The organism is Vibrio sp. K4 (assembly GCF_051122595.1).
GTDB classification, from domain to species: Bacteria; Pseudomonadota; Gammaproteobacteria; order Enterobacterales; family Vibrionaceae; genus Vibrio; species Vibrio owensii.
This window is the reverse complement of sequence record NZ_CP178578.1, coordinates 1,325,432-1,339,023: the sequence shown is the minus strand read 5'-3', so window position 1 is coordinate 1,339,023 and position 13,592 is coordinate 1,325,432. Positions and strand designations below refer to the sequence as shown.

At 45.2% G+C, this 13,592-nt stretch carries 9 protein-coding genes; 7 read left to right on the top strand and 2 right to left on the bottom strand.

The annotated features are described in order from the left end of the window. Positions 1-171: 171 nt before the first annotated feature. The 6 genes from ACLIIY_RS23620 (at position 172) to ACLIIY_RS23595 (ending at position 10,731) form a co-directional block, all read left to right on the top strand. Positions 172-3,774: an ATP-binding protein gene (locus ACLIIY_RS23620; protein WP_434528615.1), complete on the top strand. Its 3,603-nt coding sequence runs from the start codon at positions 172-174 to the stop codon at positions 3,772-3,774. After that, positions 3,775-4,917 (top strand): EAL domain-containing response regulator, encoded by a 1,143-nt coding sequence (locus ACLIIY_RS23615; protein WP_434528614.1) that lies wholly within the window; start codon positions 3,775-3,777, stop codon positions 4,915-4,917. Between the two features lie 64 nt (positions 4,918-4,981). Next, positions 4,982-6,649: a response regulator gene (locus ACLIIY_RS23610; RefSeq protein WP_434528613.1), complete on the top strand. Its 1,668-nt coding sequence runs from the start codon at positions 4,982-4,984 to the stop codon at positions 6,647-6,649. A 1,014-nt stretch (positions 6,650-7,663) separates the two neighbouring features. Beyond that, positions 7,664-7,987, top strand: coding sequence for a hypothetical protein (locus ACLIIY_RS23605; protein ID WP_041060641.1), 324 nt, complete (start codon positions 7,664-7,666; stop codon positions 7,985-7,987). Between the two features lie 575 nt (positions 7,988-8,562). Continuing rightward, positions 8,563-9,930 (top strand): NfeD family protein, encoded by a 1,368-nt coding sequence (locus ACLIIY_RS23600; protein WP_434528612.1) that lies wholly within the window; start codon positions 8,563-8,565, stop codon positions 9,928-9,930. A 9-nt stretch (positions 9,931-9,939) separates the two neighbouring features. Continuing rightward, a complete protein-coding gene (locus ACLIIY_RS23595; protein WP_005435702.1) occupies positions 9,940-10,731 on the top strand; it encodes a slipin family protein in 792 nt (263 codons plus the stop codon). Positions 10,732-10,819: 88 nt separating this feature from the next. Here the strand turns inward: ACLIIY_RS23595 and ACLIIY_RS23590 are convergent, their stop codons facing one another. Then, entirely contained in the window at positions 10,820-11,224 is a 405-nt protein-coding gene (locus tag ACLIIY_RS23590) for a globin (protein WP_277205569.1), read from the bottom strand. A 287-nt stretch (positions 11,225-11,511) separates the two neighbouring features. Between ACLIIY_RS23590 and ACLIIY_RS23585 the strand changes: the two genes are divergently transcribed. Beyond that, entirely contained in the window at positions 11,512-12,168 is a 657-nt protein-coding gene (locus ACLIIY_RS23585) for an NAD(P)H-dependent oxidoreductase (RefSeq protein ID WP_005435698.1), read from the top strand. A gap of 120 nt (positions 12,169-12,288) precedes the next feature. On the opposite strand, the gene ACLIIY_RS23580 is transcribed toward ACLIIY_RS23585, so the two are convergent. After that, a complete protein-coding gene (locus tag ACLIIY_RS23580) occupies positions 12,289-13,455 on the bottom strand; it encodes a BamA/TamA family outer membrane protein (protein ID WP_434528611.1) in 1,167 nt (388 codons plus the stop codon). Between the last annotated feature and the right edge of the window lie 137 nt (positions 13,456-13,592).

The following is a 13,592-nucleotide window of genomic DNA, read 5'->3' as shown; positions in this document are numbered from 1 at the left end:
CCTCTCATAACTTTTTGATAATTAATCGTCCTGATCCTCTCTGAACTCATCGAGTTGTATATCAAGCGTATGTTGTCGACAAGACAAACAACCTTGATTGGAGAACGCGGTGAAAACCTATACGATTCCGCCCCATTTTGAATTCGGTTCTTGGCTGGAAAACATAAAATAGTGAAACTGTTCGCATTCATTGCTGCACTACTTACCGCTCTGTCATTCAATGCATCTGCTCGTGATTTCTTAAACGCAGAAGACAGAACATTTCTGGACAATCAAAGCACATTAAAAGTCGGTGTACTTGAAGGAGATTGGCTACCTTACTGGGGTGATCTTGCCTCAAAAGAAGGCATCAATATCGAGTACGCAGAGACCATGCTGCACGACTTAAATATCGAGGCAGAATACGTCCCGTATAGAACGTTAAATACACTATTCGATGGCTTAGAGAACGGAGAGATAGATCTCACCGTTGGCTTTGTTGCAACCAAAAAGCGCGCAGAACGTTTCCTGTACTCTGATCCGATATTTCACACATTGAGACTGGTTTGGCTGCGTGACAGCGCATTAGAGAATACCCCGCTAGACGAGCTCAAATGGGTGTGTGTGCAAGATTCAAGCGCGTGTGATCAGATTGATGTACTTGGCTTTAAGCACGTCCATTCTGTGCGCAATAACATGATGATGACGGCATCGCTTAATAGTGGCGCAGCCGATGCTGCCGTGGTCGGTTTGTCGACACTGAGCTCTTATGGATTCAAAAACCCGAAAGGTGAACTGACGGGTAAAGTCGTTTACAACAAATCCCTCACTCCGGGAGAAGTAACGATTTTTACAGGAAAAGAATCTACCCAATTGATGGACATCATTACTAAGTACATCAAACATTCGAAAGAATCGAAACACAGTCGTGTGCACATCGAAGCCAACATCAACATTCTGCACAACGAATTGATGCTCGATATTCTAGAGCAGCAGCAAGGTCATCAGACGGTACGCTACACAATTCAAGATAATGTGTATCCGCTGTCTTATCTCGATCCTAAAACGGGCGAGATAAAAGGCTATGTTCATGATCTGCTTAAGCTGATGGAGCAAAAGAGCATGATCAAGTTCGAATACGTGCCAGCTAATGGGCGCGATGTTGACTTGATGCTGCAAGAGAATCTGGTCGACTTACTGCCTGCGCGCAACATTGCCCTAACCGACAAAAAGCGTTTTATCACGACCAGAACCTTGGGCTACTTGCAGTTTGGCTACATTAAATCGCTCAACTCAAACGCTGAAGAAAACGTGGCGATTTTGGACCGATCAGGTAACTTTTATCCGCATTTTCTCGATCACTCGGAGTATTCATCTGCGGAAGTTTATCGTGATTTCGATAACTTGATGGCAGCGTTTGAAGAAGGTGAGATTTCCCATGCTTTTGTTAATCAGAGCCTAATCGATAATCACTATTACGATGGACAAGGTAAGACGTTTGAAGCGGTTACACCTCCAACGGGTATTCAGCTCAAAGTAAGACTGGGCATGGAGCTAAGAAAAGACTCCGAGTTCTTACGTCGCGTATTGAACACCGTGTTGAAAATCACCACAGACGCCGAGTTAAAGCAGCTCATGGAGCGTCATGACAAAGTCACCGTCCACTATGGTGTCGATAAAGAAATCGTGGTGATTTGGGCGCTAGTCGGCGTCTGTGTGCTGTTGGTTGCCGTACTGATTTACATTCTGAGAACCGGACATCTGACACGCAAGATCAAGCGTAAAGAGTACGAGACCAAAGTACGTCAACGACAAAACCGATGGTTGTCTTCGGTGCTTGATCATATCCCTAATAAGATTTTGATCTCGGATGATAACCACCAGCAAATCTTAGCCAACAAACCGTACTTATCGATGCTACAACGTTGCAATACCGACAGCAACATCACCGATGAACAGCGCGAGCTAGTTTTGAAGCTAACCAAGGATACGGATTACCCAGTACCGGATGAAATCGTCACCACGCTCTGCTCTCTTGGTAAAAAGCATTACCGAGTAAGAAGGCAGTCTCTCCTTCATCCAGAGGAAGGGACACGATTCCATATGACGGTGTTTGATGACATCACCGAGCTGAAAAAGAAAGAGTGTGCATTGAAAGCTTCCAACCTCAAAGCCATGCAAGCGATTGAGGCACGAGAACACTTTCTCGCGGTGATCAGCCATGAACTGAGAACCCCTATCGCTGCCATGCTCGGACTGATGGAACTATTGGAACAAGACCTCGACCGCCCAGAAAGCAAAGAGCTTCTGAAAAGTGCGATGCTGTCGGCTGAGCGTTTACAGCTGCACGTAAACGACATTCTAGACTTCTCGAAAGTGGATGCGAACCAGCTTCAGTTGGATGTGCACAGTGGCAATGTTTATGAAGAGCTTGGCTCAAGTTTGCGTAGCTTTGAAAAAGCAGTAGAACAAAAGGCTTTAGCGTTTGAAGTGAATTGGCAACCGACGCCTTATGCTTTGGTGAATCTTGACTGGCTGCGCGTTAACCAGATCATCAACAACCTACTGAGTAATGCCGTTAAGTTCACAGACAAAGGCAAGATCAGCGTGAACATTCACGTCCGCGCGAATGAGCTTGTTTTCTCCGTGCAAGACTCCGGGTGTGGCATGAGCAAGGCTCAATTGGATGCCCTATTCCAACCATTTGTACAGGGTGATAAGAGCATCAGCCGTCGCTTTGGTGGCACAGGTCTTGGTATGTCTATTGTGAAAAAACTGGTCGACATCATGACCGGCACGATAGAGGTGAATAGTAAACAAGGCAAAGGTACAGAGATTACCGTGCGTTTGCCGATGACCAGCCAACCTCTCGACCTAACGGGAATGGGACCGATTTATACCGAAGACAAGCAGATACAACGTTGGCTAAATACTTGGCAGGTAACGCTCGATGAGTTTGAACTCAAGCATCATGTCATTGAGCCAGAACCGCACTACTCCAATGTTTATCCTGACCTTATTCAGCAAAAGCTGAACACAAGTTCGACGATGCCAAATCATTGGACACAACCGACAGCCTGCCAATGGCAAGGTCGAGTTTTAGTGGTTGATGACGATGCTATCAACCGACTGTTGTTTAAGCGCCAGTTTGAAAAGCTTGGTGTGTGTTGCCAGTTGGCAGCGAGTGGGAGTGAGGCGATTGAATTGTTGAAACAGGCTCAAGACGACGATGCTTTTGCGCCAATCAGTTTGATTATTAGTGATTGCCATATGCCGGATATGGATGGCTATCAACTCACACAAAAACTCAAAGCGAGCAGTGAATTTGCCTCACTACCCGTTGTGGGTTGTACGGCAGAAAACTCTCGTAATGTGATTGAGAAAGCGGAGCAAAACGGCATGGAGTCGGTCTTGTTCAAGCCCTATAACTTGGACGATCTCAAAGCCTTGTGTGAGCAGTATTTGGCGATGTCCTTCTCTAGCGAAACTCAAAGTGACTGGTTGGATGCCTATCACCATGAAGAAAAAGCAGAAATGGCACACGTGGTCTGCGAAGCGCTGAGTAACGACATCGCATTGATTCACTCTGGCGAAGAGAGTCTTAAGTCTGTCGCACACCGAATTAAAGGCTCTGCCGCCGCCTTGAATTTGACTCAATTGAAGCACAGTGCCCAGCAGTGTGAAGCGCTGATAGGTACAGAGCAAGAACAGCAAGCGCGCACCGCTTTACTTAACGAATTAGAAACCATCATAGCCACCACAAAACAATGGCTAGATTTGAGTGAGAACAACTAATTGAACATTTTGATTGTTGAAGATGACCGACTACAAGCAACCAATCTCAAGATTCTGCTTAATCGTCTTTTTATTGGCTCAATCACCATCGTACATCGAGGTTCTGAGGTCAGCGAAATCTGCACCAACCAAGCTGTAGATTTGATGTTCTGCGACATCGACCTGCCCGATATCAATGGCGTGGACTTGCTGTGCACACTGTCAGAAGAAACGCGTCCAAAAGGCGTGGTGATTTTGAGTGCGATGAATCAGGATGTGGTCGAAATCACTTACAACATGTGTTTGTCGGCAGGCTATGACTTTGTACGCGCACTCACTAAACCGATTTCTTGTGAACAGCTGAGTCAGATATTGACGGCTTTCCAGCAGTACACCATCGAAGAGCAAGTCGTTGCCCTGCCTGTGCTGATGAACACAACAGACATCGATACCGCGTTCCAACAAAGTTGGTTTCATAACTACTACCAGCCGCAATACTCCGTCGTCGATAACCGTTTGGTTGGGCTAGAAGCGTTGGTGCGCTGCTTTCATCCAGAACACGGCGTGTTAGCTCCGGCTCAGTTTTTAAGTGAGGTCCAAGCCCGTAATGAGCTGGATAAACTGTTTTGGTTGGTTCTGGAAAACGCCTTACGTGATTTGGCTAAACTCAACACCAGCGTGAGTTTGTCGGTCAACATGAACCAAAAGACGCTTAAACAACCGATGAGCGAACGGTTTTTCGGTTTGTGCGACCAATACCAGATCGCACCAGAACGAGTGACGTTAGAGCTTACAGAAGATGAGGTCTACGATTCAGACGTGGTTTCGTTAGCCAACCTAGCTAACTTGCGCCTAAGAGGTGTCGGTTTGGCGATTGATGATTTTGGGACGGGTTACTCCTCTCTCAGCCAACTGGCAATTTTGCCGTACACGGAATTGAAGATTGATCGCCAGTTCATCAAAAATGCGCTAACCAATTTTAAGAGCCAACAACTGACCATATCTAGCTTACAGCTGGCAAAGTCACTGGGATTAAAGTCGGTAGCCGAAGGCGTCGAAGATCATGAAACGCTTTACTACCTTCGTCAAATTGGCGTCGACCTGTATCAAGGTTTTGTGCGCAGCCGTCCTGTTCCATTTGAGCAACTGGAAGCTTTGTTCTAATTCAATCTAAGTGGCGTATGGTCTGCCCTCGCCGCTTAGATTTTGTTTGATGAATCACTTTGAAATGAATACCAAATCTTTCTCACAATACAATGTGCTCATTGTCGATGATGCGCCTATCGTAGTGCTCACATTACGAAACATGCTGACCAAACTTGGTTTCTCTGACAAACGCATTTTCACCGCTCGTCTTGCTAAGGGTGCGATTTCAATCGCCCATCAAGAGCGAATTGATCTGATCATTTGTGACTATAACTTTGGTCGCGGCATGAACGGTAAACAGCTCTTTGAAGAGTTAAAACACCTCAAACTCTTGAGCCATGACACGGTGTTTATTCTGGTAACAGGGGAAAGCTCGGCCACTATCGTACGTGCGATCATTGAGCTCAAGCCCGACGAGTACCTACTTAAGCCCTTTAACTCAATCACGTTAAAAGAGCGTATTTCAGGCGCAGTAAAGCGTAAAAACACCTTACAAGCCATCTATGAAGCAGAGCTGAAGAACGATGCTCACGCTGGCTTAGAAGCGTGCGACGAGTTAGCACCCTTCCACCCGGAATACTTCTTCATCATTGAGAAGTTCCGCGCCGATTTCTTAACGCGCCTAAAGCTGCATCACGAAGCCAAAATCGTCTACGAACAAGTCATCGAACGCAAAGACGTTAACTGGGCAAAAATCGGCTTGGCGAACACACTGGTTTCTCTGGGTGAAAACGACGAAGCACAACGCCTAGTACGTACCTTGCTGGAAGAGTCTCCGAACAATGTTGAAGTTCGTGAATGTGCCGCGAACTTCAACATGCTTAACCGCGAAGTGCCAAGTGCGATCAAACACTTAGAGCTAGCAAACAGCTTGGTTGAAGGCAATTCAGAACGAGAACTGGTGATCGTAAACTTGTGTCTTGCAGAGCACGATTATCACTCAGCATTGCAGCACTATCACGCGTATATGGAGATCAACAAAGATACCTATCGCAATAACACCTTCTCTAAGCTGAATTTGATCCGAATTTTGCTTTACTGCGTGCGAAAATTAGAAGGTCGCGAGGATTTACTAGCTCAGGCAAAAAGTCTGTTTAAATCCATCACTAATGGTCCTGAAAACAAGGCAATTAAAGACGAGTTGGATTTGATTGCCGCACACATTGCGATTGAGGAAAACCAGTACGTTGCAGCGTTTAAAGTGCTCAGTGATTTGTATCGCCGTAAGCCTTTCGCTCACTTTTATGCGCAGTTTCATCTCGCTTGGTTATTGCATGAGATGAACTTCGAATCTGAGTTCTCTCAAGCCATCACTTGGTGTTTTGAAAATCTACAAACCGACTCAAGCGATACGATTCTATCGAGTAAAATTGCCCTTGGTCGCTCTTTAGAAACCGACAACGCGGAGCGCCAAGCTTGGATGCAAGAACAGTACAAAAAGATTCGTGCAGCCGAGCAAGATTACCAAGCTTTGATCGACGCATTAATTGAGCTTCAAGCCCGTTGTCCGCTACTAAGAACCGTGTGTATTAACATCATCAAAGTGCTAACACGTGCTTTTCCGAGCAACAGCTCGTCATTAGAGGTCGAACTGCTGATCAAGCGCTGCGACAACATTGTGAAGCAATTGGTTTCTAGTGAAGAGCTTGAGAAAAGCGGCTACGACAAGTTTCTGTTTCTGGCTCAAGATCGATGTCAACAGATGTCTGTGGTGAACACTCCACCTACGCAACCAGAACTGGCAAACTAGACAGCAAAAAGGGGCTCGATGCCCCTTTCATTTCGGATTACAGGTTGAAGAAACGATTAATCCAAGTCACCTCACCGAACGCAATCAAATCGTAGATAGTGAAGAACACTGCACAGATAACGGCAAGCTTCACCAATCGAATCGCAATTAACATCATAACTTCCCACTTATCTTCTTGTCTGAGTGTCGTTGATTCTTCGCAGTTTACTGGTTTTCTGAAGAACCACAACGTCCCATAAAGTGAATTTCTTTGTTTATAGAAAATGCAACTTCACAAAATCAAAGTGGCACCGCTAATCCTACGCGACAGTGATTAAATAAGTTTAAATTACATTAAATAAGATTATAAATAGTACAAAATGACTCACGTATTATTCTCAAATCACTTATCGTTGTGACACATCCGTAACCGATTCAATAAAAAACTCACCGAGTTGAATATCAAGTCAAATGGAGAAGTGCTGTGTTATTTCCATTTTTACTTCTTTTGAATAGCCTTTTCTTCTTACTTATTTGTCTTCAGATTCAAGTTAAAGAAAATGAGCTTAGGTTAGATAAAGAAGATTACTCATTATGGTTAAACGATGAAAAGGTCATCAGTTTTCGTAATGGCAGTATAAATTTTCGGTTTATTTCCTATTTATTTGATAACCCAGGGCGCCAAATCACTGTCTCGGAGCTAGAGCACAATGTCTTTTTCGACAACAGCATCAACCTTAATAAGGTCATGCGAAATACAGGAATACCCGCAGACATTGTAAACCAACACTTTGAATTAAAGAAAGGACACATATTAATGCATAAAAAACGGACATCACCCAATCAATGATGTCCGCACGCAAGTACGTGAAATAAAACGGCAAGGTGACGCTACGCAACAATGTGACTATAACGTCCACGCCATTCTCTAATATTATTCTGTGCTCTTTTGTGTCGAGGCTCACTCAGAGAATTTCTGAGAATAAACAAAGACTCTTCGCAAAATAAATAAAAACGTTATTGAGGATTAATAATATGAACAGAAAGAAACTTATCTTCCTATTTTCCCTATCTTTTTCAGGATGGTTTTTCTCAGGCTTTCTGCTTTATAACTATATGGAAGAACAGCGAGATCATTTAGAAAGTATGGTGAGCGAAAACGCCTATAACATCGTGGCTCAAGCGATTCAGGAAGATAAATCTCAAGAAGACATTATCGCAAGCATGGAGTTTTGGTTCGAAAATAAGTGGACAGCACAAACTGGCTCAGTAACCACGCTTTGCAAATTTGGCAGGGATAAACTCAAACGCATTTTGACTGACGAAGGGGTAACCACAGTATGCCGACTCAATCTTTAACAATAGCCCCGCTGACCATATTAGTAGTAATACTAAGTTTCTCAGGTTGGATAACGTCAGCCTACTTGTACATAGAAACAACAAAACAAACACAGTATATGGCAGAAGCAAAGCTCATTAATGCCTACAATATTCTCTCAGGCGCCCTCGGCTCTGCCTCCTCAGAGAGTGAATTGCACAACATTATCAATGACTGGAGAGTGAAAGGTTGGAGCGCGCAAACAGGATCGCTCACAACCATTTGCGACAACAACGCTTCCCTATTGGTAAATCTAAACCCAGTAATAGATGAACCAGTCTCAGAACACATCTGCCAAACCAATGAGCAATACATGCATAGACTTAAAAAATAGCAGTTTCAAAAGCTTCAGATAGGCGGTTATCAATGAAAACCAACCTATCTCAAAGTACCCATAGAAGCGTGAAAAGTTTGTATGGCCCACTTTCATTCAAAATTCTGTACAGTGAATTCTTTGACGTTATTAAACGTTGTTTAATTCCCTTCTCCCTCCCTCTCGTATCTATACTTTAAATAGTGTTTTGATAAGTCCCAGTGGTAACACAAGGAGGGCTGTATGAAACAGATACGATTGTGGCTTCTTCCTCTACTCTTGTTTGCCAGCCAAGCGTTAGCAAGCACCGTTTGGGTATTGCCAGTCAAAGGCGCGATTGGTCCTGCTCTGAGTGATTATCTGTCGCGAGAGATTGAAGAGGCTCAGCAAAACGGCGTCGACCTCATCATTCTAAAAATGGATACCCCCGGCGGACTTGATAGCTCAATGAGAGACATCATTCATGCCATCACCACCTCTTCCGTGCCCATTGCAACTTGGGTTGGTCCATCAGGCTCTAGGGCAGCCAGCGCAGGCACCTACATTCTGCTGGCTAGTCATGTCGCAGCGATGGCAGAAGCCACCAATTTAGGCTCAGCTACGCCTGTTTCACTTGGCGGCGCACCACAGCAACCTTCTAGTGCCGACGACAAAGACAATGACGAATCGAATGATGAATCATCAGGTAAAAACTCCGATAAAGTACCCGCCAAAACCGCAATGGAAAAGAAAGTCATTAATGACGCCAGAGCATATATCAAAGGTTTGGCTCGCTTGCATGGCAGAAACGCAGAGTGGGCAGAGAAAGCTGTCAGCGAAGCTGCAAACATAGACGCTTCAGAAGCGCTAGAGTTAAACGTTATTGATTACATTGCTAACTCGCCCGAAGACTTGGTCACCACCATCAATGGCACAGAGGTCAAAGTGAACGGCAAGCCGCATATGCTGACGTTAGATAACCCAACTTGGGTGGAGCGCGTCCCAGACTGGCGTGCCGAGATGTTGGCGGTGATCACCAATCCCAACGTGGCTTACATCCTGATGCTGATTGGTATTTACGGTCTGTTATTGGAGTTCTACAACCCTGGCATCGGCTTACCAGGTGTGCTTGGAGGGATATGCTTGTTGCTCGCCATGTATGCCCTACAAATGATGCCAGTGAATTACGTTGGTTTAGGGTTACTGCTGCTCGGTATTGCTCTGATGATTGCTGAGGCCTTTAACCCGAGCTTTGGCATACTCGGCTTAGGCGGCGTCGTTGCGTTTGTTCTCGGCTCGATCTTCCTAATGGATAGCGACATCCCCGGCTTCCAAATCGCTCTGCCACTAATCATTGGTATCGCTGTTTTCTCTGCTGGCTTAATCGTGATTACCGTTGGCTTGCTTCTTAAAATTCGCAGCAAAAAAGCCACCACCGGACTAGAAACCTACCCGGGTAAACTCGCCGTTGTGAGCGATGATTTTGTAGATGGAACAGGGCTTGTCCAACTGGATGGTGCTTTGTGGCAAGCCAAGGCTGACGCACAGCTCAAACAAGGAGACCACGTCACCGTGGTAACCATAAAAGGGTTGACCCTAACCGTGAAACCCAGTGACCGCCCTAAGGAATAGGAGGCGCTTATGATGCTCTACACTGTTGCCGTTATCATTGTTTTATTGGTTGCACTGGCAACGCAAATGTTCAAGGTGCTGCGTGAGTACGAGCGCGGCGTGGTGTTCTTCCTCGGTCGCTTCCAAGAAGTGAAAGGACCGGGTTTGATCATCTTAATTCCTTTCATTCAACAAATGGTTCGTGTCGACTTACGCACCATCGTATTGGATGTTCCGACTCAAGATTTGATCACCCGTGACAACGTATCGGTTAGAGTCAATGCCGTGGTTTATTTCCGAGTTGTCGACCCACAAATGGCAATCAACAATATTGAAAGCTACAGCGATGCCACCAGCCAGTTAGCACAGACAACGTTGCGTTCTGTGCTTGGTCAGCATGAACTGGATGAGTTGCTTTCTGAACGCGAACGCCTCAACAAAGATCTGCAATCCATTCTCGACCAGCAAACTGACGATTGGGGTATCAAGATAGCAACGGTTGAGGTGAAACACGTTGATCTTAACGACAGCATGGTGCGCGCCCTTGCCCGCCAAGCCGAAGCCGAGCGTAACCGCCGTGCGAAGATCATCCACGCAACTGGTGAATTGGAAGCTTCCAACAAGCTAAAAGAGGCGGCAGAAATGCTTAACGAAGCACCTAATGCGTTGCAACTTCGATACATGCAGACGCTCACTGAAATCACCACAGACAAGACATCGACCATCATTTTCCCGATGCCGATTAATCTCGTCGAAGCAGTCTCCGATATCGCCAAAGCAGTGAAGAAAAATCAGGGAGAGTCGGAAGAAGGGAAAGAGTAAGACTAGCAGTCGCGATAGAAGCAAGTAGAAAAAGAAAAGAGGGAGTAGCTGTGTTCTACTCCCTTTACGAATTCAACATTGATTGGACTTATGCATCGCTGCACTCTTTCTTCATAATTGCCAATCCAGTTTCAAAGCAGTGACGCCACGCGTACTCTACCCTTTCATCAAAGTCAGGATCACATTGGGCGACGGTTTCTAACAGGCTTTCAAACCAGACATCGATATCTTCAGGGGCGACGCCTATATTGTTGTGTCCGTGCTTATTGCCGTATTTACGCATCATGTCACGAGCGTCCGTTGAGGTGTCTGCCATCATCACAAACACAATAGATCCTTTAAGCATCCGGATTTGCTTTTTCATGTCCACGCCATCGAACTTTTGTCTGAAGTTCTCACCTTTCGACCAAAAGTTCTCATAGAACAAATCAAAGAAGTCCTCATGGATTACGCAGCGTTCGTAGCTGTCGTTAAATACCTCGATTACGTTCATACCCTAGCCTCCAACCAACTTATCTATTTTCATTATGAATGTAATTTGATAATCCTACCAAGCTCGTTGGTGGTTTCTGCGGTTTCTGAACGTCGGCGTACGGAGAATTCCAACCTGCCTTATAGGCGTTCAAATTCGATTTTCAATAAAAAATAGAAAGTGATTTAAACGAAACACGTATTATCAATTCGATAAAAGTCGATATTATGGACTCACTTTCGAGGTACGCATGGTTGTCGATGCTAAGCGCATCCTCATTTGTCTAATAATATTAAGAGGATATAAACGTGTCTCATCAAATCATTACAGACCTAAACAACCGTTACACAGCTAAAAAATACGACGAAGAGAAACGCATCTCTCAAGAAGATATGGCAATCATCAAAGAAGCAATCCGCCTATCTGCGTCTTCTATCAACTCTCAGCCTTGGAAATTCATCGTAATTGAGAGCGACGAAGCGAAACAGCGTTTCCATGACACGTTTGCTAACATGCACCAGTTCAACCAACCGCACGCTAAAGCAGCGTCTCACACTATTCTGCTAGCGTACGATCCAAAATTCACTAAAGAGAAATTCGCGAAGCGTGTTGATGCTGAAGTGACTTCTGGTCACCTACCAGCAGACATGTACGACATGTTCATGGGTGCTTACGCATTTGCTGAAGCAAACACAGATGAGAACGGCTACAACGGCGGCTGGACTAAAGCGCAAGTTTACATCGCGCTTGGTAACCTACTGCACACACTAGCGCGTCTAGGTATCGACTCTACTCCAATGGAAGGTGTTGACCCAACACTGATCGGCGAAGAGTTCAAAGCAGAACTAGACGGTCACGTATGTGAAGTTGCACTAGCAATCGGCTACCACAAAGACGGCGAAGACTACAACCACGGTCTACCAAAAGCGCGTCTAAACATGGATGACGTAATTACTACTCTTTAATGAGTATCGTCTCCTAGCTCCTTGGTTCCTAGCCTAGAGCTTAGCTATCTAAATCATTGTTCAAATTGAAAGAGCCGTACTTCTTAGTTTCTCAGTCTAAGAGTACGGCTCTTTTTCTTTCTAAAATCCGCTGCCCACATTAACGTAGATTGCGCTTTCTTCATCGCTCACCGCGTAGTCCATTCCTAAATGCAATCCATAGCGACGAGCGATCTGATAACGAAAACCGACGCCACCCGCTTTTACTTTGCTTTCCTTTTCTTCAGACTCTTTTTGAATCGCTTTACCTTCACCATAAAAAGCAGAGACTTTCCAACGGTGAGTAATGCTGTAAGTGAGCTGACCTTGTAGCGCTTCGATTTCATCCCCTTGATAACGGTAAGAGGAGACACCGCGTAGTGATACATAAGGCTTTGCCGTTGGAGATACAACTAGGTCATCTTGTTCGAAGCGCTGGTAGTTTCCTGCTAAACCAAGTGTCCACTTCTCAGCCAAAGGAATGAAACCTTCCCCCTCTAGATTGAGATTACGATAGTTGTAATCACTGCCGATGGCATCATCGTAGAGCATATAATCGGCACTGATCCTAGCGCCTTTGGTTGGAAAAAAGAGGTTATCTCTGGTGTCGTATTCTAGCTCTAATCCCAAACCCGATGTGAAATTCTCGTCCCCTAATGTCAGTTCCATGATGGTCTCAACGAGTTTGTTGTCCGACTCAACCTTAGACTTTGCCAATAACTGTTTTACGCCAACCATGATAGGCGTGTCTGCAATGCGTACTTGCACCTTTTGTGAGAGCGCGGCAACCGAGGTGGTGGTGCCAAATCTTAAGTCTTTTTGAATTGGGCCAAACGATAACTGTTTATACAAGTCCAGATTTGCAACCCCAAAGCCACCAATACCGATGTAACGAACGCGGTCTTTGAGCCATGAATGACGATGTCCTCCAAAGACAAACCATGTGCCATTTTCTGTCCCTAAAGCGCCAGCAACGGTCATTGCAGCAGGAACAAGTTGCGCACCACCATCAATCGCTTTTAGTGCCGCTTGCTTGCGCTTGTTTTTCTCTTCTTCTGTTTCATGGAGGAACAGTCCTGCAACTCCACCACCATAACCAACGGCAGGTTCAGTAATCAAAATGGGAATAGGCAAAAATCCATGGGCGTTTTCTGCGATGTAATGCCCCATATCAAATTGTCCGTCAATTGGGTCATAAAATGAGGCGAAAGATGGAAATGCCAATAAGACGGATGTAGAAAGTAACGCACCTTGGCGTTGGCGATTCATAATAAATCCTCAGATAAAAAAAGCCGGGCAGTAACGACCCGGCTGAAAATTCTGCATCCGTGCAGCAGACATATAGATAAAACACTTTTTGCTCTGGGTAACCCCATTCGCAAGGCTAGATTAAGGCAAAATAGTGA

Coding starts and splice junctions, on each gene's coding strand:
- ACLIIY_RS23610 (WP_434528613.1), top strand. CDS start 4,982: ATGAATACCAAATCTTTCTCACAATACAATGTGCTCATTGTCGATGAT.
- ACLIIY_RS23605 (WP_041060641.1), top strand. CDS start 7,664: ATGAACAGAAAGAAACTTATCTTCCTATTTTCCCTATCTTTTTCAGGA.
- ACLIIY_RS23600 (WP_434528612.1), top strand. CDS start 8,563: ATGAAACAGATACGATTGTGGCTTCTTCCTCTACTCTTGTTTGCCAGC.
- ACLIIY_RS23595 (WP_005435702.1), top strand. CDS start 9,940: ATGATGCTCTACACTGTTGCCGTTATCATTGTTTTATTGGTTGCACTG.
- ACLIIY_RS23590 (WP_277205569.1), bottom strand. CDS start 11,224: ATGAACGTAATCGAGGTATTTAACGACAGCTACGAACGCTGCGTAATC.
- ACLIIY_RS23580 (WP_434528611.1), bottom strand. CDS start 13,455: ATGAATCGCCAACGCCAAGGTGCGTTACTTTCTACATCCGTCTTATTG.